The sequence below is a fragment of the Planococcus sp. SSTMD024 genome (assembly GCF_041320495.1).
Taxonomy (GTDB): Bacteria; Bacillota; Bacilli; order Bacillales_A; family Planococcaceae; genus Planococcus.
In genome coordinates this window covers 270,735-292,867 of record NZ_JBGGNS010000021.1, presented here as the reverse complement: position 1 = coordinate 292,867, position 22,133 = coordinate 270,735, and the positions used below count along the sequence as shown (strand labels likewise).

23 protein-coding genes and 1 riboswitch are annotated in these 22,133 nt (G+C 46.6%); of the genes, 18 read left to right on the top strand and 5 right to left on the bottom strand.

Features of this window, described 5'->3' with window-relative positions; translation table 11 throughout:
• Positions 1-129: 129 nt before the first annotated feature.
• On the top strand, positions 130-2,118 hold the full coding sequence (locus tag AB9R92_RS08455) for a penicillin-binding transpeptidase domain-containing protein (RefSeq protein ID WP_370669022.1): 1,989 nt from the start codon (positions 130-132) through the stop codon (positions 2,116-2,118).
• A gap of 16 nt (positions 2,119-2,134) precedes the next feature.
• Positions 2,135-3,079 carry an Abi family protein gene (locus tag AB9R92_RS08450; protein ID WP_370669021.1) on the top strand — a complete coding sequence of 315 codons (945 nt, stop codon included), beginning with the start codon at positions 2,135-2,137 and terminating at the stop codon, positions 3,077-3,079.
• Between the two features lie 260 nt (positions 3,080-3,339).
• Here the strand turns inward: AB9R92_RS08450 and AB9R92_RS08445 are convergent, their stop codons facing one another.
• Positions 3,340-4,524 (bottom strand): MFS transporter, encoded by a 1,185-nt coding sequence (locus AB9R92_RS08445; protein ID WP_370669020.1) that lies wholly within the window; start codon positions 4,522-4,524, stop codon positions 3,340-3,342.
• Positions 4,525-4,827: 303 nt separating this feature from the next.
• Positions 4,828-4,927, bottom strand: a riboswitch (purine riboswitch).
• Positions 4,928-5,075: 148 nt separating this feature from the next.
• Between AB9R92_RS08445 and AB9R92_RS08440 the strand changes: the two genes are divergently transcribed.
• The 3 genes from AB9R92_RS08440 to AB9R92_RS08430 all read left to right on the top strand — a co-directional run bounded on the left by AB9R92_RS08440 (position 5,076) and on the right by AB9R92_RS08430 (position 7,051).
• Positions 5,076-5,243 (top strand): hypothetical protein, encoded by a 168-nt coding sequence (locus AB9R92_RS08440; protein WP_370669019.1) that lies wholly within the window; start codon positions 5,076-5,078, stop codon positions 5,241-5,243.
• A 117-nt stretch (positions 5,244-5,360) separates the two neighbouring features.
• Positions 5,361-6,044: a response regulator transcription factor gene (locus AB9R92_RS08435; protein ID WP_370669018.1), complete on the top strand. Its 684-nt coding sequence runs from the start codon at positions 5,361-5,363 to the stop codon at positions 6,042-6,044.
• 2 nt (positions 6,045-6,046) lie between these two features.
• A complete protein-coding gene (locus AB9R92_RS08430; protein WP_370669017.1) occupies positions 6,047-7,051 on the top strand; it encodes a sensor histidine kinase in 1,005 nt (334 codons plus the stop codon).
• 42 nt (positions 7,052-7,093) lie between these two features.
• Here AB9R92_RS08430 and AB9R92_RS08425 read toward each other — a convergent pair whose 3' ends face one another.
• Positions 7,094-7,354 (bottom strand): hypothetical protein, encoded by a 261-nt coding sequence (locus AB9R92_RS08425; protein WP_370669016.1) that lies wholly within the window; start codon positions 7,352-7,354, stop codon positions 7,094-7,096.
• 597 nt (positions 7,355-7,951) lie between these two features.
• Between AB9R92_RS08425 and AB9R92_RS08420 the strand changes: the two genes are divergently transcribed.
• On the top strand, positions 7,952-8,635 hold the full coding sequence (locus AB9R92_RS08420) for an ABC transporter ATP-binding protein (RefSeq protein WP_370669015.1): 684 nt from the start codon (positions 7,952-7,954) through the stop codon (positions 8,633-8,635).
• Positions 8,632-11,217, top strand: coding sequence for an ABC transporter permease (locus AB9R92_RS08415; RefSeq protein WP_370669014.1), 2,586 nt, complete (start codon positions 8,632-8,634; stop codon positions 11,215-11,217). The genes AB9R92_RS08420 and AB9R92_RS08415 overlap by 4 nt, the downstream gene beginning before the upstream one ends.
• Positions 11,218-11,264: 47 nt before the next feature.
• On the opposite strand, the gene AB9R92_RS08410 is transcribed toward AB9R92_RS08415, so the two are convergent.
• The gene (locus tag AB9R92_RS08410) at positions 11,265-11,555 is read right to left on the bottom strand and encodes a hypothetical protein (protein ID WP_370669013.1); all 291 of its coding nucleotides are present in this window, start codon (positions 11,553-11,555) and stop codon (positions 11,265-11,267) included.
• 179 nt (positions 11,556-11,734) lie between these two features.
• Here AB9R92_RS08410 and AB9R92_RS08405 point away from each other — a divergent pair, with 179 nt between their 5' ends.
• The 4 genes from AB9R92_RS08405 to AB9R92_RS08390 all read left to right on the top strand — a co-directional run bounded on the left by AB9R92_RS08405 (position 11,735) and on the right by AB9R92_RS08390 (position 13,879).
• Entirely contained in the window at positions 11,735-11,956 is a 222-nt protein-coding gene (locus AB9R92_RS08405; RefSeq protein ID WP_370669012.1) for a hypothetical protein, read from the top strand.
• A complete protein-coding gene (locus tag AB9R92_RS08400; RefSeq protein WP_370669011.1) occupies positions 11,953-12,159 on the top strand; it encodes a hypothetical protein in 207 nt (68 codons plus the stop codon). Before AB9R92_RS08405 ends, AB9R92_RS08400 begins: the two co-directional genes overlap by 4 nt.
• Entirely contained in the window at positions 12,156-12,398 is a 243-nt protein-coding gene (locus tag AB9R92_RS08395) for a hypothetical protein (protein ID WP_370669010.1), read from the top strand. Before AB9R92_RS08400 ends, AB9R92_RS08395 begins: the two co-directional genes overlap by 4 nt.
• Positions 12,399-12,589: 191 nt before the next feature.
• Positions 12,590-13,879: a M48 family metallopeptidase gene (locus tag AB9R92_RS08390; RefSeq protein ID WP_370669009.1), complete on the top strand. Its 1,290-nt coding sequence runs from the start codon at positions 12,590-12,592 to the stop codon at positions 13,877-13,879.
• Between the two features lie 27 nt (positions 13,880-13,906).
• Here the strand turns inward: AB9R92_RS08390 and AB9R92_RS08385 are convergent, their stop codons facing one another.
• Positions 13,907-14,173 carry a hypothetical protein gene (locus AB9R92_RS08385; RefSeq protein ID WP_370669008.1) on the bottom strand — a complete coding sequence of 89 codons (267 nt, stop codon included), beginning with the start codon at positions 14,171-14,173 and terminating at the stop codon, positions 13,907-13,909.
• Positions 14,174-14,387: 214 nt separating this feature from the next.
• Between AB9R92_RS08385 and AB9R92_RS08380 the strand changes: the two genes are divergently transcribed.
• From AB9R92_RS08380 to AB9R92_RS08370, 3 genes are all read left to right on the top strand, one after another.
• On the top strand, positions 14,388-14,543 hold the full coding sequence (locus tag AB9R92_RS08380) for a hypothetical protein (protein WP_370669007.1): 156 nt from the start codon (positions 14,388-14,390) through the stop codon (positions 14,541-14,543).
• Positions 14,544-14,950: 407 nt separating this feature from the next.
• Positions 14,951-15,127: a hypothetical protein gene (locus tag AB9R92_RS08375; RefSeq protein ID WP_370669006.1), complete on the top strand. Its 177-nt coding sequence runs from the start codon at positions 14,951-14,953 to the stop codon at positions 15,125-15,127.
• A gap of 32 nt (positions 15,128-15,159) precedes the next feature.
• Positions 15,160-15,816 (top strand): hypothetical protein, encoded by a 657-nt coding sequence (locus tag AB9R92_RS08370; protein ID WP_370669005.1) that lies wholly within the window; start codon positions 15,160-15,162, stop codon positions 15,814-15,816.
• 68 nt (positions 15,817-15,884) lie between these two features.
• Here the strand turns inward: AB9R92_RS08370 and AB9R92_RS08365 are convergent, their stop codons facing one another.
• Entirely contained in the window at positions 15,885-17,378 is a 1,494-nt protein-coding gene (locus AB9R92_RS08365) for an SNIPE associated domain-containing protein (RefSeq protein ID WP_370669004.1), read from the bottom strand.
• A gap of 416 nt (positions 17,379-17,794) precedes the next feature.
• Between AB9R92_RS08365 and AB9R92_RS08360 the strand changes: the two genes are divergently transcribed.
• The 4 genes from AB9R92_RS08360 to AB9R92_RS08345 all read left to right on the top strand — a co-directional run bounded on the left by AB9R92_RS08360 (position 17,795) and on the right by AB9R92_RS08345 (position 22,087).
• Positions 17,795-19,420: a DUF2075 domain-containing protein gene (locus AB9R92_RS08360; RefSeq protein ID WP_370669003.1), complete on the top strand. Its 1,626-nt coding sequence runs from the start codon at positions 17,795-17,797 to the stop codon at positions 19,418-19,420.
• Positions 19,421-19,538: 118 nt separating this feature from the next.
• On the top strand, positions 19,539-20,174 hold the full coding sequence (locus tag AB9R92_RS08355) for a hypothetical protein (protein ID WP_370669002.1): 636 nt from the start codon (positions 19,539-19,541) through the stop codon (positions 20,172-20,174).
• A 1-nt stretch (position 20,175) separates the two neighbouring features.
• Positions 20,176-21,372, top strand: a complete 1,197-nt coding sequence (locus AB9R92_RS08350; RefSeq protein WP_370669001.1) for an adenine nucleotide alpha hydrolase family protein — start codon at positions 20,176-20,178, stop codon at positions 21,370-21,372.
• A complete protein-coding gene (locus AB9R92_RS08345) occupies positions 21,359-22,087 on the top strand; it encodes a TatD family hydrolase (RefSeq protein WP_370669000.1) in 729 nt (242 codons plus the stop codon). Before AB9R92_RS08350 ends, AB9R92_RS08345 begins: the two co-directional genes overlap by 14 nt.
• Positions 22,088-22,133 lie beyond the last annotated feature (46 nt).

Genomic DNA, 22,133 nt, shown 5'->3' with positions numbered 1-22,133 from the left:
TGAAACAACGGAAAGCGTCCGCCTGGAGAAATTTCGAACTTTCAAACTCCTCATCCAAAAATTTCCGTATTGAAGCGAGCGTTTTCAGGGTAAGATGGTAGAAAAGGCTAAGGAGACGGAGGGGTAGCAATGGGGAAAGGGAAGCTGTGGATAATCGGAGTTGGCGCGGCGCTTGTGCTTGCGGCGTGTTCGGACGAGGAAGCGGAAGCGCCGGCGCCGGAAGAGGCGGAACCGGAGACGGTCGCATCGCCGGAGCCGCGGGCAGAGCAATTCGTGGAATTGTGGCAAGCGGGCGAATACGAAACGCTGTACGAAGAATTTTTGACGGAGCGTGCCAAAGAAGCATTCGGCGAGGAAACCTTCATTGAGTGGCAAGTGGAACTCGAGGAGCAATTGTCCTTATCGGAGCGCGAAATCGATTGGGAATTGGGCGAAGAGCCGTGGCTGAAAAACGAGCCTGCAGATCTCCCGTTGACGATTTCAATGGACAGCGTCATTGGCGAGATTGAATTCAACAAGACGCTGAGCTTTGTGTATGAGGAGATGGAAGAACACGCAGAAGGTGAGTGGTACGCAGAATGGGATCCATCTTTCATTTTGCCGAACCTGTCTGAAGGCGATAATGTCTCGGTGCAGATCAGCGATACCGAGCGCGGCGAAATCGTCGACCGCAACGGCAAGGTTATCGCCGGCAATACGGATGCGTACGAAATCGGCGTCGTGCCGGGGAATTTTGACCGCGACGATTACACGGAGCGGCTCGCCGGGCTTTTGGATTTGTCCGTCGAAGACATTGACGCAGAACTCGAAAAGCCGTGGGTCGAGCCGCATCATTACGTGCCGCTTGGAACTGTCGGGCCGGACCGGGAGAAATTGAACCGGCTGTTTGCGGTTCCCGGCACGAAACGCACGAAAGTGACGATGCGCCATTATCCGTACGGCAAATCGATGGCACATTTGACCGGCTACATTGCGCCGATCACCGCTGAACAGCTGGAAGAGCGCAGCGGGCAAGGGTATGGCCAAGGCGATATCGTCGGCCGTGAAGGCTTGGAAGAAATTTTCGAAACCGAACTGCGCGGAAAACGCGGCGGCAAGATCTTGATTGAAAAGACCGCACAAAACGAAACGATCACCGCCGTCGACAATTCCTCAGCAGCCGGCGAGACGATCACACTGACGATCGACGCCGAATTGCAGCAGGAAGTCTACAAAGAAATGGGCGGGCAACCGGGCACGGCCGCTGCGGTCGACCCGTATACCGGCGAGACGCATGTACTGGTCAGTTCGCCGGCTTATGACCCGAATGATTTCATTCCTGGAATTAAGGAAACCCGCTTCCGCCAGCTCACCAACGATCCGGACCAGCCCTTCTTTAACCGGGCAGCCGCATCGTACCCACCGTCTTATGTGATGCAGCCGGTCACTGCGGCCGTTGCCATGAAGCAAGGCGCACTGGATCCGGCGGAAGGCATTGAGATCGACGGGGAGACGTGGCAGAAATTCCCGTCCTGGAATGATTTCCGCATCACCCGTCCGAATCCGGGCGTTTCGAACCCGATTGATCTGGAAAAAGCGCTCGTTCATTCGGACAGCATTTATTTCGCGATTCAGGCGGGCAATATGCCGGACGACAGCTTCCTGGAGGGCTTGAATGAATTCGGCTTCGGCCAGGCGTTCGATTATCCGGTGCCGCTTGCGGCCTCGCAAATCTCGGAAAACGGAACATTCGGCTCAGAAGGCCAACTCGCGAGTTCCGCATCCGGCGAGAGCCAAGTGCGCGTCAACATTCTCCATGCGGCGCTCATGTATGGCACATTTTTAGCAGACGGCGAAATGAAAAAGCCGATTCTTTTAGGAGACGCAGGAGAAGAAAGCCTGCAGCAAGAGCTCCTCAGTGCCGAGCAAGCGGAATTGGTCCGTGCGGCGCTCGCCCAAGCCGGTGACGAAGATGGCCACGGCCTTGCCGGCAAGGCCGCTGTCATCAAAACCGACGACGGCGATATGGGCTGGTTCGCCGGCTACGACCCGAACGTCGGCAATCTATCAGCCGCGGTCATGATGGAAGATGAGGAAGACGCAGCGGCTATCGCTGGCGCGTTGTTCAGCGATGACTAAACAGGGAGAGGTGGACATGAAAAGCTTTGCGACGCACGACGAACAGCTCGCGATCTTGAAAAGCCGCGGACTCGTGGTTGAAGACGAAGCGGCCGCAAGACGCGTGCTGTCGCGCGATAATTATTACGCGCTCATCGACGGCTACAAAGAACCGTTCCTTGAGCGCGATGAAACGAAAAACCCATACGGCGAGGAAATGTACGAAGCCGGCACGACGTTCAATCACGTCCTGGCGCTGTATCAGTTCGACCGCAAGCTGCGCATGTTGCTGCTCGGGGAATTATTGAAGTTCGAGCGCAGCATCAAATCCAAGATCGCGTACCGGTTTTCCGAACGCTTTCCCGAAGTCGACAGCTTTCTCGACAGCGCGAATTACAGCCCGGACGATATCCATTTCCATGAACGCGACCGCATCACGGCGACACTCAATAACCTGATCGAAAGCCACCGGAAACGCCACCGCGTGCGCTATCCGGAGCTCCGCGAGTTTTACGAAAAGCATAAGAACTTGCCGCTTTGGGTTCTCGTCAATTTCCTGTCGCTCGGCCAAATCACCAATTTCTATACGGTCATCGACCAAAGTTTGCGCACGCGCATTGCGCAGGATTTCATAGACGACGCAGGAGACCAGGGCATCCAGCTGAGCGCAGTGGAACTCGACGAAATTCTGTCAATCGCGTTCCCGTTCCGCAATAAGGCGGCGCACGAAGAAGTGCTGTATTCTTTCCGGTTAAGGTCTCCGCTTGAACTCACACAGCTCGAAGCGCAGCTGCACCAGGAAAAAGGCTATATCACACGCGGCACGACGGCTTCGCTGATTAAGTTATTGAAAGTGGTGTCGCCGCCGGATGAGTATGAAGTGTTCACGCGGGAACTGTTAGAGTTGATCCGTGAGTTGGAAGAAGCTTTGCCGGAAAGGCCGTATGTGTGGATTATGAAAGAGGCGGGATTCCGGGAATAAAAAGACTGTCCCCAAGTCATCGTGATGACTTATAGGGACAGTCTTTTGGCATTTATATCAGTTGTGTTGCTGTACATTTCAGCGGACGCTTTCCGGAGGGCTCGCATTGAGCCGCTTCGTCGCTAGCGCTCCTGCAGGGTCTCAATTGTCTCGCTAATCCTCCCGGAGTCGCCGCTTACATTCCCAGCAACTGGTGGGAAATGGATTTTTAAAAGTTACATGTATCTTTAATAGATATCGTGGCAGATCTATATTTTAGTTTATAGGCTTTGCGATTTTTGGTAGCTACGTATACTGCGTTCAATCGCTGGACGTGTAATCGAGAATACTGCACAGCCAAGCGCCACCAGGACGATCACGGCGCCGACCCACGCGGTGCTCGTGACTGAGCCGGTTTGCGTCAAAGTAAGTCCGCCGACTGCAGATCCGAGCGCGATGCCGACTTGCAGCGCCGAGTTATTGAAGCTCTGCTGGATGTCGGATGTGGCCGGGTCGGTTTCGATCAAATAGCTTTGCTGCGGCGGGGCAAGCGCCCAGCTGAGCGCAGCCCAAATGACCATCACCGGCAAGAAGATGACCAGCGAGAACGTCGTGAACGGAAGCACAAACAAGCTGACGGCGAACGCCGAGATGACGATCAGGATGCTCTTTTTCGAGCCGATCGAATCGGACAAGGTGCCGCCGATTGCGCCGCCGCTCACTGCCGCGATGCCGAAAATCAAATAACAGGCGCTGACCCAGAACGGGCTGAGTTGCATCGTCGTTTCCAAAAACGGCGTGAAGTACGCATACACCGTGTAATGCCCGGCGAGCATGAACAGCGTCGCAAGGTGGGCGGTGCCGATTTTCGCACTTGCGACCGCTTTTAATTGCTGCTTGAGCGGAATCGCCGTGCCTCCAGGAATTGGCTGGATGTAAAGCGCGATCAACGCCATCGAACCGAGCGACAGGGCAGCGATCGCAAGGAAAATGACACGCCAGCCGAACGCATCGGCAATCAAGATGCCAAGCGGAACGCCGAGCACGAGCGACGAGCTGATCCCCATGAAGATCAGGCCGATCGCTTTCGCGCGGTAAGGCGGCTCAACGATTTTCGCGGCAATCGTGAGGGACAAGACGACGATGAGCGCCGTACTCGCCGCGGTGATGACGCGCGCGATGACCATCCACGTGAAGTCCGGGCTGAAGAAAGTCATGATGTTTCCAAGGAAAAAGATGAACATGGAAATCAAATACACTTTCTTGCGCTCGAAGCGGCTCGTTGCAATCAATAGCACCGGACCGGCGACGGCGTAAATCAAGGCGAACAAGGTGATCAATTGGCCGGCAGCGCTCACCGATACATCAAACTCTTCGGCAATGGTCGGCAAGATGCCGCCGACGATCAGTTCGACAAGCCCGACCGCCACCGTGGCCAAGGCTAAAATATAAACTTTCAAATTCATAACATACGCTTCCTTTCGTCTATACAAGTTTTAGTGTGACGCAGGCTTTGATGAATGGATTCTCTACCAATATTACAAAAGCTATGGAGTAAAACCACGGAGACTCCCGCGGGAAAGCGAGACAGCCGAGACCCCGCAAGAAGCGCAGCTTCTGAGGAGGCTTGGCGCTCGCCCGCAGGAAAGCGGAGTGGTTTTACGGAATAGTTGAAATAAAGAATCCTGTTTCACAAAAAATCTTTAAAGGCTTTGAACTTCATACATCTATGTTGGTTTATTAGAAAATAAAAAAATCCTGATTACAGAAAACGAAAGATCGCTTTCTGTAATCAGGATTTTTCGGTTCCTGGTAGAGACCCTTAAGCCGTATTCTTAAGGTTATACAGATAGATTATGGGGGTGTTTACTTTGAACAGCTTACTACATCGGCAGGTTTAATGCAAGAAAATATACAGTAGACGTCAGACCTCTATAAGTGGCGAAACTTTTTCAACGCATAGCCGTATATTTCATTACACGGAAAGACACGGCAAAACTACGAAAGGAATGAGACGATGAAATCGACGGGGCACGTCTTTCTCATGCTCGGGTTGATCTTTTTGATTTTAAGTTTCACGGGTGATATGTCACCGGCACTCGGCATCGCGTTTTTGGCGCTCGGGATTATCTATAGCTCAGAAAACGCCGCGAAAAAGACGAAAAAACCAAAAGGCAATTCTTAAGATTTTCTGGGGAATTCCGGCTGCCGCTAGTCACTCGAACCGAAAGCCTGTATCGTAGATGATAACCAATCTACCGGTACCGGCTTTTTTCATTTCAACAGGAATAGGGGAATACAGATGAACATACTCGTAGTCGAAGACGACCGGACGATCGCTTCCGGCCTGACATATTCGCTCGAACAAGAAGGCTTCACCACGGTATTATGCCACACGGCAAAAGACGCCACCGCAGCGATCGAAGGGCAGCTCTCCGCAATCGATTTATGCCTCTTCGATCTGTCATTGCCTGACGGAAGCGGCTATGACTTATGCGCGCTCGTCAAAAAGAAAAGCGACATCCCGGTCATTTTTTTGACGGCGTTTGACGACGAAGTGAATGTCGTCATGGGGCTCGATATGGGCGCGGACGATTACATCACCAAACCGTTCCGCGTCCGTGAACTCTTGTCGCGCATCAATTCGGTGCTGCGCCGCTACCAGCGCCATGCGCAGCCGAAAACGGTCGTCGAACTGGGTGACGTGCACATCAACACCTCGGACGGCAAAGTCCATAAAGCGGGCAATGAAGTTCTTTTGACCGCGCTTGAATACCGCTTGCTGCTCATTTTCGCGAACCACCTCGGCCAAGTGCTGACGCGTGCGCAATTGCTCGACCGCATCTGGGACGTCGGCGGCGATTTCGTCAACGACAACACGTTGACGGTCTACATTAAACGCTTGCGCGAAAAACTCGAAGACGATCCTCAACAGCCAATGCTCATTAAAACGGTCCGCGGCATGGGCTATAAGGCGGGTGAGTAAGAATGTTGCGCAACCGTGAAATCCGCTGGCTGCTCGTTGCACTTATTACAATCAGTGCACTTGGCACGGTCCTGGCCGCCATTTTCGTTTCTTCTACGGCCGCTTGGTTCGTGCTTGGCGTCTCGCTATCGCTCAGCGCAACGGCCATCATCTTCACTTGGTGGCGCTACCGGGAAATCGAACGCTTGACCGGCTTCCTGCAGCAAATCAGCGGCGGCGATTTCCAGCTTGATGTGCGCGACAACCGCGAAGGCGAGCTGAGCCTTCTCAAAACGCAACTCTATAAAGTGACGAAAATGCTGTCGGAACACGGCGCTCTTCTAACTGAAGACAAAGGCAAGCTGACGAACGCCATTTCGGATATTTCCCACCAATTAAAAACGCCGCTCACCTCGATGATGGTCATGGCGGATCTCTTGCGCGACAGCGAGTTGGACGATGCGAAACGCACCGAATTCATCCGCAATCTCCACACGCAGCTCGAGCGCATGGACTGGCTCGTGTCGTCGTTACTCAAACTGTCGAAGATCGATGCCGGCACGATTCATTTCAAACAAGACCGCATCCCGGTATCCATGCTCATCGAAAAAGCGGTCGAACCACTGCTCATTCCGGTGGACATTAAAATGCAGGACCTCGAGATCGAAGGCGATGAAGATGCGGCGTTTACAGGCGACCTCAACTGGACGACAGAAGCGCTCATCAATATTTTGAAAAACTGTGTCGAACATACCGAAGAAGGCGGCAAGCTGGCCATCCGCTACAGCGAAAACGCGCTCTACACCAGCATCCGCATCGAAGACAACGGCAGCGGCATTTCCCGAAAAGACTTGCCCTATATTTTCAAGCGTTTCTATAAAGGCGAAAACGCCGGCGACGATTCGGTCGGCATCGGCCTCGCCATGGCCTATAGCATCATCACCAGCCAAAGCGGCGACATCGAAGTCGCCAGCACACCGGGTGATGGCACCCGCTTCCATATCAAATTCTACAAGCAGGTGATCTAGCGCCTGCTTTTTTCTGTGGAATGAAAAAACAGAAACTCCGCATCACTGGAATTTCTGTTCACTATTTTTGGCTTGTCCCGATGTACTGTTAAACCACCAGACGACCAGCGCGATGCTGACAACGCCCCAAGCCGTCACGCTCCACACCCACCAAATCATGTGCTTGGTATCTCTTGAAGCTTCCTCGCTGTCCGGGTTTGCTTTAACATGCGCGAGTTTCATCTCCATTGGTTTTTTCATCAAAAGGAACACAAGCAATCCGATAAGGATGAAACCAATCATGAACCACAATAAGAAATCCACGTTTTACCCCTCCTCTATAATAGGTGAGTTGTTTCACTGTAAACCTGTGCAAATAAACTGAGCTTAATAGGAGTTTTGATAATTAAATTGTAACATGAAATCAATATCTGGAAATTGCCTTCCACTTCAATTGGGCTGGAACAGACCTTTACCTAATTTTCCTTAAGTGACTGGATTGTCACCTAAGAGTCACCGGGCAGTCATGAACCCTCTCTATACTAAAGTTATGTAAGACGGTTTGAAGTTGGTGAAAGAACATCTTATTTAATTTAAGTGAATTTATTTTACACATAACTTAGTTGCATAGCAGATTCAAAGAGAGTAGTGGAGCGGTATAGAATCGTCTCAGGCATATTTTTAATTGCAAGGTTCAAAGAGATATGGAGCAAAACGGTGCAGACTCCTTGGGGAGCAGAAACGGAGGTGGCTTTCCAACTCCGTTTCGACGAAGTGCTGAAATCCATTCGGGCGCTAGTCCGAATTAGTTCAGCGCAAGCCCCCAGGAAAGCAAGCCGTTTTGCGGAATATCGTTTGCAATGAAATTCCCAAAATATGTTCAATTTATTCATAAACAACAACCAAACGGAGGGTACACTCATGACAATCATGGAAGTAAAAAACTTATCAAAAGTATACGGCAAGGATGAAATGGCGGTCAAAGCACTTGACGATGTGTCGTTTAGCGTCAACAAAGGCGAATTCATCTGCATCATCGGGCCATCCGGTTCCGGCAAATCGACGTTGCTCCACTTGCTCGGCGGCGTCGACCGCCCGACCAGCGGCAATGTGTCAATCGACGGCACGGACATCTACCAGCTCGACGAAACGCAGCTCGCGATTTTCCGCCGCCGCCAAATCGGCTTGATCTACCAGTTCTACAACTTGATCCCGATTTTGACGGTCGAGGAAAACATCACCTTGCCGATGCTGCTCGACGAACAACGCGTCGACAAACACCAATTCCGCAAGATCTCCGGGGCGCTCGGGCTCGACCAACGGCTCAACCATTTGCCGAACCAATTATCCGGCGGCCAGCAGCAGCGCGTCTCGATCGGCCGCGCGCTCGTCAGCAACCCGGCGATCATGCTGGCGGACGAACCGACCGGAAACTTGGATAGCCAAAACAGCGAAGAAATCATGGAGCTCCTGAAGATGTTCAACAAAACCTTCAAGCAGACTTTGATCGTCATCACGCACGATGAGCGCATCGCCTTGCAGGCGGACCGTGTCATTTCCATCGAAGACGGCAAAATCGCCAAAGACGAGGTCATCCGCTCATGAACATCGTCAATAAAGTCACCGTCCGCCACTTGAAGGAAAACAAACGGCGCTCGCTTGTCACCATCATCGGCGCCATCATTTCCGTCGCCATGATCACGGCCGTCGCAACGCTCGGCGTGTCATTTCTCGATCTGTTGATCCGGGAAGACATCGACGAAAACGGCGAATGGCATATCGAGTATCAAGACGCGACCACTCAGCAGCTTGAAGCAATCGCAAACGACGATAACACCGAACAGCTCATCGTCACAAGCAATGGGTTTGCCGCTTTCGACAACTCCAAAAACGAAGCAAAACGCTATCTTTATTTTCGCAATTTCGAAGCACAAGGAATCGACCATTTCCCGCTTGCGCTCACAGAAGGGCGCTTGCCTGAAAACGCCAATGAAGTCGTCATCTCGGAAACTTTGAACACTAGTACCGAGGAGAAGTACGAAGTCGGCGATACTTTGACAGCAGGAGTCGGGGAACGCATCCACAGCCTTGAGGGCAACAAGCTCTCGGAGTACGACCCGATGCAATTTGGCGCAGGTGACACGCTCAACGAAGAACTGGTCGATGTAAACGAGCAGACTTTTGACATCGTCGGCATCATCGAACGGCCGGGCTGGGAAGTGTCCTGGCTGCCGGTGGTAAGCGTCGTCGGATGGACCGATACCGCGACAGCCGCAGCAGATGAGACCTTCGACGGCTATGTCGTCGCTTCGAAAGTCGACAACGATTTATTCGAAGATGCCTACGCGTTTGCCGAAGAACAAGGCATTCCCACGGTCGATTTCAATTCGGACCTCCTGCGCCTATACGGAACGACCCAAAATGATAATTTGCGGACGACCTTGTTCTCGCTCGCCGGCATCATCATGGGCATTGTCGTCATCGGCTCGGTGGCGCTCATCTACAACGCGTTCGCCATCAGCGTCTCCGAACGTGCACGGCATCTCGGCATGCTCGCAAGCGTCGGGGCAACGAAACGGCAGAAACGCAACTCGGTGTTTTTCGAAGGGGCCATCATCGGCGCCATCAGCATCCCGCTCGGCATACTCGCAGGGCTCGGCGGCATTTGGGTGACCTTCCAATTCATCAACACCTTCCTTAAGGGCGCGCTCAATGTCGACCAGCAGCTGGAAGTCGTCGTCACGCCGATGATGCTCGTGGTCGCGATTGGCGTCTCGGCACTCACCATCTTGATTTCGACTTATGTGCCGGCGCAAAAAGCGTCGAAGATTTCCGCGATTGACGCCATCCGCCAGACGCAGGACATCAAACTGACGGGTAAAGCCGTGAAAACCTCAAAATGGGTGCGCAAGCTGTTCGGACTGGAAGCGGAAATCGGCTTGAAGAACTTGAAACGCAACCGCAAGCGTTATTTGGCGACGGTGTTTTCACTGGTCATCTCGATCGTTTTGTTCCTGACGGTGACCTATTTCACGAATAACTTGAAAACCTCACTGGCCATGTCGCAAAGCGAGCTGCAATACGATATCCAATTGCACGGCGGCGAACTGAACGAAGACAGCCTCGAGCAATACGCAAGCCTTCCTGATGTGACCGAAGCCGGCCTGATCCGCCAGGCGGGAGGAGAGGCGCACATCACACAAGACCGCTTGCCGGACGTGTTGACCGAACAAATCGAACGGGGTGAAGCTCACCTCATTGAGGGCCGTTACCTCTATAACATCTCGGTGTATGCCCTGGACAATGAAAACTTCGAGCAATACGCACAACAAGTCGGCGTGGAGCCGGCGAGCTTCGGCCAGCTAACGCCGCGCGCCATCGTCATCGACGAAGTGGTCTACCAGAACGGCATGTCCGGCACGATCGATGAAACGAAGACCATTAAAGCGGAACCGGGCGAGACAATCGAACTTCTCGGCAGTTCCATCAATGAAATGGGCGAAGAGGTTGAACCGGAAGTGCTCGCCAATGTCGAAATCGCGGCATTGACGGACGAAGCCCCGGCCGGTGTATCCACCGCTTATCCAGGCAGCCTCGATTTGATCGTCCCGATGGATGCACTGGATGAACTCGGCTTCATTGCTGCTGATACGTATCCGGTCATCTCACTTGCGACAAGCGACCCGATGAAGACAGAAGCGGAGATTTTGGAAATCAACGAAGCGGGCATCAATGTCTCGAACGTCTTCCAGCAGCGCCAGCAACAGGAACAACTCGTCTTGCTTATGCAAGTGTTCACGTACGGGTTCATCACCTTGATCTCGCTCATTTCCATCGCGAACATCTTCAACACCATCTCGACGAGCATCCAACTCCGTAAACGGGAATTCGCCATGCTGCGCTCGGTCGGCATGACCCCGAACGGATTCAATAAAATGATCCGCTACGAAAGTCTGTTCTACGGCGTCAAAGCGCTCGCGTACGGCTTGCCGATCAGTTTCGCGGCGATGTTCGCGATGCACTACGCACTTAACCAGACCTTCAGTTACGGGTTTGCGGTGCCATGGGGCAGTATCGCCTTCGTCATCGTCGTCATCTTCCTGATTGTCGGCGCAGCGATGCTGTACTCGATCGCCAAGATCAAGAACGACAACATCATCGAAAGCTTGAAACAGGAAAATGCATAAAAGAAACGCGCTCTGCCTTTTGGCGGAGCGCGTTTTTGTATAGAGACTTAAATTCTGCGAACAGCATCTTTCTTGCGGAAGATCCCCATCAGCAATAACACCAAGCCGATGATAAACGTGCTGGGGTAAAGTATGGCGAGCATCGCCACTGCAGCCCAACCGCTTTGTTCATAGTAAGCGTAGCCCATGCTGACGAGCCAGGAGAACAACGGACAGATGACAAACATCGTCGTGATGCCCCAAATGATGTATTTGCCTTTGCGTGAATAATCTTTGCCGAGCTGATAGGCGAGAAGCAAAGAGACGAGCAAAATGCCAACGGCTGCAAGAAATTCCATATCGAATAGCCTCCTTCTGGGGGATGCCAATCTAAGGTGAGGTTCTGTTTAGTTGGTATCAGTTTAACACAAATTTCCAATTATTGAAGTTCTGTTTGAAGATTATTCAGCTGGCTTAGTGGAAAGTTTTTCAGGTATTCCCTAAGGGTAACAGGGGAGTAGAGCTGGGAGGAGAAAAAATGAATAACCGATTAAAAAATGCTTTATGGGTGATACCTACATATGGCGTAGTCGCCTTTATTATGGGTTACATCATAGAAGGAAAGCCCGTTTGGAATCTGGTCATCAGTTCCGTCATCGCTGGATTTCTTCTTGTTGTATTCATCTTGCCACGTATGGAGAAGAAGCGACTAGAAAAAGAGAAGAAGACACAAAACAGCTTGGAGGGTAACCCCAAATGACTAACCGCGCAGTAAAGGCCATTTCCTGGGCCGTAGCATACGGCGCCATCGCGTTTTTGGTGAGCTACATGCTCGGCGGCGAACCGGGGTGGGTCTTCTTTATCGGCTCCTTGATTGCCGGCTTCATCGTGTATGGGGTGCTGCGGTCCATCGTCCAGAACAAGCGCCGCAAGAAACAACAGAGAGCAGGTGAACGCATTTGAGCTGGCCTGAAATCAAAGAACATCTGACAGAGCCGATTTTTTCGAAGAAGAAAGACCCGATACTCTTTTTCCCCTTAGTATTCCTCGTCACGTGGCTTGGGACAATCGTTTATCAAAGAACCGGCATTTCTTATGTTGAATACATATTATGGCTGATTCCGATCGCCCTCGTTCTTTCTGCCTTGTACATTTTACTGATTGCCTGGCTGAAAAAGAAACGAGCACAAAACAAAAAATAATCCATCCAAAAAAACGCCAATCTACTGGAGATCGGCGTTTTTTAATATACATTTATCTCTACGCGAAAGCTTGAAGGACCAGTTCACTCCCGCCATAAAAATAATTTATCCTGCACTAAAAAATTCTATTCTCCAAATGAGCAGTAAGTGCTATTATATGTAAGATATTCCAAATCGAGAGGGAGAAAATGATGAGCAAGACGAACATTCAATCAGATAGAGAGAGCATTTATTTTATTCTTAGCGTAATTTTCAGCGTGTTGATTTACGTATTGGCGGCCGTCTCCATTATTGGCGTCGGCATTGCGTTGACGATTTTTGCATTTTTGCTGTTCGCCAATGCGGTGATGCTTGGGTCGATCCGCGGAAACGGCGTGCGCATCCACGAGCGCCAATTTCCGGATGTCTACGAACGCGTACAGGCCTTGTCAGCGCAAATGGAACTCGACAAAGTCCCGGAAGTATTCGTTATCCAATCCGAAGGGGCGCTCAATGCGTTTGCGACGCGTTTCTTCGGCCGCGACATGGTCGTGTTGTATTCGGAAGTGTTCGAACTGGCGCGCGAGCAAGGGCAAACGGAACTGGACTTTATCATCGCCCACGAACTGGCTCACGTAAAACGCCGCCACGTCTGGAAAAACCTGTTGATTCTGCCGGCCGGGTTCATCCCATTTTTGAGCACGGCGCACAGCCGCTCGTGTGAATACACATGCGACCGCCACGCCGCTTACGAAATCCAAGATGCTGCCGCTGCAAAACGTGCATTGACACTTCTTGGCATTGGCAAGAAAACTTATCTAGAAGTAAACGAAGACGCTTACCGCGAACAAATCACGACGGAATCGAATGCATTCGTCTGGCTTGCCGAAGTGCTGTCGACGCATCCTCGTTTGCCAAAGCGCATCCAATCGATCGACCACTTCAGCAAGGCCGATGTGACATTCTACCAGCCGAAACATGGCCGGATCGCGATTGGGGCAGCGGTACTCGCTGTCGTCATGAGTTTGGCGTATGCCGGAGTCATTGGCCTATTCGCGACCACAGCCGCTTTTGCTGGGCCGTTCTTACTCGGATTTGAAGATGCATTCTACGATGAAATGTATGCAGTCGAAGGACAAACGCCGCTGATGGCAGCTGCTGGCGAAGGTGATTTGGCCGGAGTCGAACAAGCCCTCGCTGACGGGGAAGATATCCTCGCCAAAGATGCGGATGGTTCCGATGCTTTGATGTACTCCATGTATGCGGGGGATCTGGACGTGATTAATGCCTTATTAGATGCAGGAGCGGACGTTAACTCGTCCGATTATTACTCGACAGTATTAGGGACGGCCGTCATGTACGGCGAATACGAGAGCGCCAAACTACTCGTCGAACACGGCGCCGACCCGGCACTGGAAGGACCGGATGGCTTGAATGCCATGGATGAAGTAGGTGCGGATTCTGAAGAAGAGTTCATGGAAATACTGGAACAAGGCTATTAATAGATATCAAAAAACAAGCGCCGATCGCTAACAGATCGACGCTTGTTTCATTTCCACCTGGCCGTCATCCCCATCGACATAATCGATGCCCCATTCACAATTCCCTCTGTTTTCCCACTCCACCGCGTAACGGCCCCAATTGTACTCAATGGACAAGACCTCCGCATCTCCAAATGAATTTGTGTGAAGCTCTTCGATGATTGCGGTGGCTTCGGATTCAGTGATCTGCGGTTGTTGCATGCAGCCGAATAGGAAGATGCTTGAAAACGCAATGAGCAAACTCAAGTGTTTCATGGCGCCACTCCTTTGGCAGATAGACGGAAATGCGTCCAAAAAAGTTACTTAAATATCGGCTGAATATGTTAACTGCTTGCGATAGACGGGTAGGCAGGGAGTAACACCCATTTATTTGGTAACCAGGAACAGCTTGGTAAATGACACTAAACGCCTACGATATTTAGCACAGAGGTATGAACCTCAAAACCCTAAATAGAGAGGACTGGTAGAAATGAAAAAATTCGCAGCGATCATCTTCGCAAGTGGACTGGCATTGTCCGCATGCTCAGGCGACAGCGAACCGGAAACCGAGCCACTCGAAGAAAACGACGGAGCCGATGACATAATGACCGACACAGAAGACGGTGAAGAGGAAGAGGAAGATTGATCGGGGCTCACGGTTAGTGTGAGAATTTCCCATGGAATTTTGTAACTAACGAAATATCACCCCAAAAAAAGCCTGTGCAACCGCAGGCTTTTTTCTATGTCCTTAAAAAACCTTTCTCACCTATCTAACCGATGGACGAAAATAAGTGAGAAAGTTGCCGCAGGTATTCACCGCTTTAACTGATGTATTAACTTTTTGCTAGGTATAGATAATTTCTTTGATATAAACCATTTAATTGGTAATTATATGTTTTATCTAGTATAATTTGGCATTAACAACTTAACATTTATTGATCGTTTGGAAGAACAGTGGATGACACAAGGGGCCCTCTGAATTCACGGACGTGACGGCGAAACTCATTGGAGCTGAGACAGAAGACGATGCCTGGTAGATGGATGCCATGGATTTTGTTTACTTCGGCAGAGACGGCTCGCGGTATGACCGGATGTCGATTGAATGGAGAGATTTACGAGGGCGGCACATTGGAAGGCAAGGTGGCTCATATGGTGAAAAAAGACGATCCGATCCTCTTGGTCTTTGAAAACGGCAATTGGGACAATGTGTTCTTTAGCACGGAGGAATAAGCTGAGAAATCACAAACGGAGAGGGATGTTGTATGAAGAATTTTGCGACGATCATCGCCGCAAGCGGCCTGGCACTTACCGCTTGCTCGACCGACAGGGAACCCCAAACGGAACCGTTTAAAGAATCCGGCAGCGCAAGAGACACAATGACCGAGACGCAAGACACAGAAGAGCCGCCATCAGAAGAAGAAAAAGGCGGCGTCAGCGTCAACGAAGGGCTCTTCAATGTCGAAGTGACTATTCCTTCCGCATTCTTCGAAGGTCAGGATCCCGAACAGATCGCAGCGGACGTCGACACGGCAGAACAAGCGACCGTCCATGACGACGGCTCCATCACCTACAAAATATCGAAAGACCAGCATGACGACATGATGCAAGAAGTCGCAGCAAGCGTCGAAGAAGCAAGCACCGCCATCACCGAATCAGGTGACTATCCGTCCATCCAGGCAATCGAAACATCTGATAACTATGACCAATTCACCGTCCAAGTCGACCGCGAAGCCTATGAAAACAGCTTCGACGGCATCGCAACGATGACGCTCGGCGTCGTTGGATCCTTGTATCAACTATTCGACGGCAACGCCCCTGACAGCTATGAAGTCGTGATCGACATGGAAGACGCGAAGAGCGGGGAAGTGTTCAATACGATCACCTATCCGGAAGCACTTGAAGAGATGGGTGAGGAATAGAATAAAGCATAATAAAAAGGCCTGCGTAGCTACAGGCCTTTTTATTATGCTTTATTTATACTTTAAACTCAGTTCGCCACTTGTTCCAAAGTCTTTTCGAGCATCAGCGTTTCTCGATAATGCTCGGCTTCCGCAAGTTTGGTAAATTCGACGACCTTGTTATGGTTTTGAATCACAACATCAGATATTTCTTCCAGAGATACTCTGAAGAACTCTTTGCGTTCGTTCACTTTGTTCAAGCGTTTATGATGGAAAGCCTTGTGCAGCGCATTCTCCAATGTTGGCGCATCTTCAGAGAAAATCATGGCATGAACATCGAAGGTGAATGGGACAGATGCATCGCCCAGTTCCTTCACGCGGTCCATAGGTTCCAAGCGGCGCGTCATGCCGATTTTATACACATGCTCTCCGAACGATCCGATATTGGAGATGATGTAGACATATCCAGCTCGTGTGTTCTGTTCGCGGTTGAGGACATCTTCTTTGTCTTTTTCGACAAGCGCCAGTTTCGCTTCCAGTTCCAAAATCTTATGCTGAATATCAGCTTTCTCATCACCAGAGGCCAACTCGAGGCGTGACTTCAACGAACCAATTTCCTGTGTGAAGTGAGTTTCTTCTTTCTCGATTTTCTTCTTCAATGCTTCGATTTCCTTCAAAGCTTTTTGTTCCTCGCGCATTTCTTCTTTGATTCTGCGCTGTTCCTCACGTTCTTCCTCTTTAATCTGTTCGTATTCATAAGCGAGATAAAGTTCAGCTAACTTCAACTCTAAATATTCCCCTTTGATTTCAATCTTATTTTTCGCGTTCATTTTATTCAACTTGGTGTAGGAACCACGAATCCGTTTCTCAATGGAATCGATATTGTTGAATTTAGCTTTGGAGATTGCACTGTCGCAATCAGTATTGAAGGAGTAAATGGTCATTTTAATGTTCTCGTTATTCATTTTACGTCCTTCGGTCTTGCTTCCGCTTAGTGTCCAATCATCAGAGTGGTGGGTAGCGCGTTTCTCCTTAGCCATCTGCTTTTGCTGATTGCGTAAGTGTTCCAAGCGCTGTTTATAAACTTGTGAGTTTTCAAGGTTGTATTTTGGTGAGTAGAAACCGAACTCCTGATTAAGGATTTCGTCATCTAAAACAATAATTTCTTCTTTCTTCTCCTCTATTTCTTTCAACAACATTTTTAACTGCTCAGCAAAGCGAGCCTTGTCTTGAGCAAATTTCTCCATATTCACTTTTTCATCATCAATCGCTTTGCGGATAGCCTCCAAGTCTTCGGCCACTTTTAGTTTTTCTAGTAACTTGTCTTTTTTCTTTTCTAAGTCTGCAATCGTCTTTTCTTTTTCATCAGTCAGTGTTTGAATATCTTTTTGAATTGCTTCTTTCCGTTCGTTTAATATCAATAGATCACCGAAACCACTATCAGCCCATTGCTGATGATGTTTCGCTTCTTCTTTCTGTCTCTGTTTCGTTAAGATAATCGCTGGAATCAACGGCAATATTAAATACCATTGTGAAAACAGCAAACCGATAAACCAAATAGAATGATACCATTTCGTCTGCATTGAAAAGCCCCCTTGTACTTAGTTAACTTCCTAAATAAACCAACTAGTAAGTATATTATATCGTTAATAATCAAAGGAAAGGCATCTATTTGAGAAATAAATGGAAATTAAGAGCCCAAATAGCAAGAATTTCGATGAAGTAAGGGAGCTAATACTATCAAAACTAAGTAGTTCCATTCAGTAATTTGTCTATTTCTGATTCCAAGCTAATAATCTATCAATATTTGTAGTAATATTGCGAAAAGTATCCTCAGATTAGTTAAATAATGCTAAACTGAAAATAAGTAAGATACAGGATTTTACAACTAGAGCAGATAACGGTCATCCGTATGATTATCAATAACAAAATCGCTATTTAACCGCTCTCAAGAATCAGTTGGAACATATTAATCGCAGCAAAGAGAGGCTACATACTCATGGGGATAACAAAACTAGAAAACTGGAAATTCAATAAATCTACTTTGGAAAGTATCGAGAACGATACTTACTTTGACTATCCAGTTGTTTATTTTCTCAACAACAATACAGAGGTCTATATCGGGGAAACGGTAGCTTTCAAAAATCGGATGAAGGCTCATTTGAATAATATCGAGAGAAAGAATTTAGAGGAAATGACACTCATCTTCCACGAACAATTTCATCGGTCGGCTACATACAATATCGAAACCAAGCTTATAAATTATTTCTTAGGCGACAATCGCTACAAGCTACAGAACAAGAGCCAGACGGCACAAAGCGTCACGCACAACTACCACAACAAGAAATTCTACGATAAAGAGATTTTCAATGACATATGGACTGAATTATTGAAAATGGAAATGGTAAATAACCCAGCTCACGTAATTAAGAACAGGGACATCTTCAAACTTTCTCCTTTTAAAGAGCTGACGATGACGCAGCTCGAGCTTAAGACCAAAATTATAGAAGTCTGCGAACAGCATATTCATGACGAGGAAACTTTTGTATTCATGGTGAAGGGCGAAGCCGGTGTAGGAAAGAGCGTGGTCCTCAGTTCTGTGTTCAACAGCATTCAAGAGCTGGCAGCTGATAAAAACTCCAATCTTCATCAGACGAAGAATCACTTGCTCGTCAACCATTCAGAGATGCTGAAAACGTATAAAAACATCGCTGCCAATGTAAAGTTCCTTAAAAAGAATAACTTTGATAAGCCGACAAGTTTCATTAATAAACAAAAGAAAGCGGCAGAAAAAGCGGACATTGTGTTAGTCGACGAAGCGCATTTATTGCTGAGCAGAGCGGATGCGTTCAATGGATTCAATGAAAACAATCAATTGGAAGAAATCATCAAGCACAGCAAAGTCGTCATCGTCGTCTACGACGAAAAACAAGTCTTAAAGCTGAAAAGCTATTGGAACGAGGAGCGGCTGAAGAGTGTTGTGCCGGATCATCAAACGGAAGAGCCCTATATTTTAAAAGAGCAGTTCCGCATGAATGCTGGAGACGACGTGATCGACTGGATCGATAATTTTGTAGAGAAGCGAATTCTGAAGTTACCAAAAGATAAACACTATGATTTTCAAATATTCGATTCTGCCAAGGACATGCATGATGCCATAGTGGAGAAAGATAGTATTTATGGACTTTCAAGAGTGGTGTCGACATTCGATTATGAACATAAGAAAGATGGCGAGCAGTACTACATTAGAGAAGATAGCCTTGAAATTCCGTGGAATTCAACCGATGCTAAAAAAACATGGGCAGAAGAGCGAGATACAATTAAAGAAGCGGGATCCATCTATACGATTCAAGGCTTTGATCTGAATTATGTAGGAGTGATATTGGGGCCATCAATTACTTATGATGAGCAAAATGGTTGTTTGAAGATCCTTTCTGAAAAATATAGCGATACCGAAGCTTTCAGAGGAAAAGAAGGGATTCAGGATGTTGAAAGAGCGAAAGAACAGATCATATTGAATTCGATTAATGTGTTGATGAAGAGGGGGATAAAGGGACTTTATGTTTATGCTAGTGATAGTGAGTTGAGGGAGAAGCTTCTGAAACTCCAAGAAAAGCGCTGGTAATATCAAATGAAAATTTTTAATTTTATACATCTGAATTTAGCTCTATCAACCGTTATTCAAACTACTTACAAGATAGAAGTGATGGTTTTATAAGTAGTAAATATAGGAGATGATAATAGTGGGAACTTCAAAGCGGAATATTGAGAAAAAAGTAAAAGAATTATTAGAGGGAAAACCATATGAGGAATTGAATGTATCTGCACCGGAATTATCTAAGAAAATTCTTACAAAAAAAGAATTACTTTCACAGTTAGCCAATGAAGAAGATATTCAAAAATCTTTTATAACTATAAAAAACAGCTTTTTGAATTTATCAGGTAAGGGGTATAAGGGGAAGTCAAAAAAAGAAGTTTTGGAAGATCCATTAACTCAAGAAGAATTTATTAATATGATTATAAATGAAATAGAAAATGAGGAATTCTTTAATAAATCCATACTAGAAAAAGCTTATAAGATTGCTATGACTAAAATGTTGAAAAAGGATGATTTTGATGTGTATTCATTCGCCCATATACTTTTTTTCCATTTAATACATCAAATTTTACTCAAGCAGCTTTATGATACTCTAAAAGACGTGTATGAAGATTTACCTTACGAAAAAATCAATAACTTAATTCTTAACTTAACTAATCAAATCGTAAATGAGTCTATCTATGACTTAGTAAATAACTTTGTAGATAAGAGAGTGCCTCTAAATAGTGTATTGGATAGAATTGTAATAGAAACTCAAAATGCCAGCTTTGGGGAATTTTAATATGATTGTTGCACAGAAGAACAATGAAGACCTACATCTTTCTTTATTGGATAGTTTTCCCTATGACTACAATAATATCGAACACCAAAAAGTAATAGACTTAGTTACAGTTATGGGGAGCATTTACGTGGCAGACGTAACTGTTACTTCTAGAAAAGAAATCAATGTGATAATTCCAGTTTTTAATTATGAGAGATGGACTTTGATCGTAAAAGAAGTTAATCAGCTAGTACAATGGGTTTCAGCAGAAAACTTCATCATTTCATTCAGCCAAAGAGAGCAATCTTTATTCGACACTATTCCTAATAATAAATTAGCACTTCCTACTAATAATCCGGTTACACTTTTTTCAGGTGGTTTAGATTCACTTACTGGTGCTTATAGAAATTATAGGGATAATATCAAAAGTGATTATCTTGGAGTTATTAATAAAAGTGAAGAAAAAACACACCAAGAAATACTAAGAGATTTTTATTTGAGTATTTTTAAGGATATTGAAGTTACTTTAATTCCTAAACCAGTTCAAAAAAAGAACCATTTAACTCAAGCTACAAGATCATTGCTATACTTTGCACTTGCTGTGTCCAAATGTATTTTTAACAATAGCTCAGAAGTATATTTGTATGAAAATGGAATTTTGTCGTTAAATCCAGAAATTAATAATAGATTTACTACAAAGACGACTCATCCTCGCACTTTGTATATGTACAGATCTATACTGGAAAAAGTAGAGTTGAAAGTGAAATTACATCATCCTTTTATTTTTAAGACTAAGGGAGAAAATATAGAAGAAATGGATATACCTTTTAAAAATCAAATAAAAGATTCGTTCACTTGTGGAGCAGGAAGATCAAACTTTAAACCGCACAAAGGACAATGTGGAGTCTGTATTCCTTGTTTATTAAGAAAAATTTCAATGGCAGCCTATGATAATGAAATTTATGATAGTAAGTATTTCATTGAATACAAAACAAAAATTAATGAAGTAAAAGATGATTTGCATAGAAAAGAATTTTTAAGTAATTTAAATTATTTCGAGAAATATTGTGAATATATTTCTAAAGGGACTATAAATATTGAAACGCGTATAAAAGAAGGTTTTTATACGGATCAGGATTATTTAAAGGAGAACCAAAAAATGTTCAGGAGATTTCATTGGGAATTTGAAAGGTATTTGAAAAAATATGACCCATATTGATACGCATGTGCATATCGATTTTTATTCTGATCCGATGAAAATTGCATTACAATATGAGTCGTTAAAGATTTATACATTGTTTGTAACTAACTTGCCTGAAATTTTTAATAAGCACTTGAATGCTTTTAATAATTTCAAATATGTGCGTCTATGTCTAGGCTACCATCCACAAGTAGCTAGTGAATATGAATTGGATAAGGCAATGTTTCAAAAGCTTGTTAAAAAAACAAAGTATATTGGGGAAGTAGGCCTTGATTTCCAAAATGAAACGGAAATGATAATTGAAAGACAAAAAGATGCCTTTAAATTTATTACGTCAAAAAATTTTAATCAAGGAAGAGTTTATTCTATTCATAGTAAAGGCACAGAAGACATAGTATTAAAAACCTTAAAAGAAAACGAAGTAAAGCATGCAATATTCCATTGGTATAGTGGAAAACTGACTACAGCGGATAAGATTATTGACATGGGATATTATTTTTCGGTTAATTCAAAAATGCTGGGTAGTAAAAATGGTTGTAAGCTCATTCAAAGAATTCCAAAGGAAAGAATTTTATTTGAAACAGATGGACCATTTGCACTCAATAATAAAAAAGTAGTTTATCCTCAACATATTAAAAATATTTACTCGGATTTCAATCAAGTAATCCCTGGTTTTGAAGAAATAGTTTTTAATAATTTTCGGAGATTACTTCTGGAGAAGGATTTGTATTGAAGTTCATAAAAAATGCCTACTATCAGATGAGTCATTTAGTAATAAT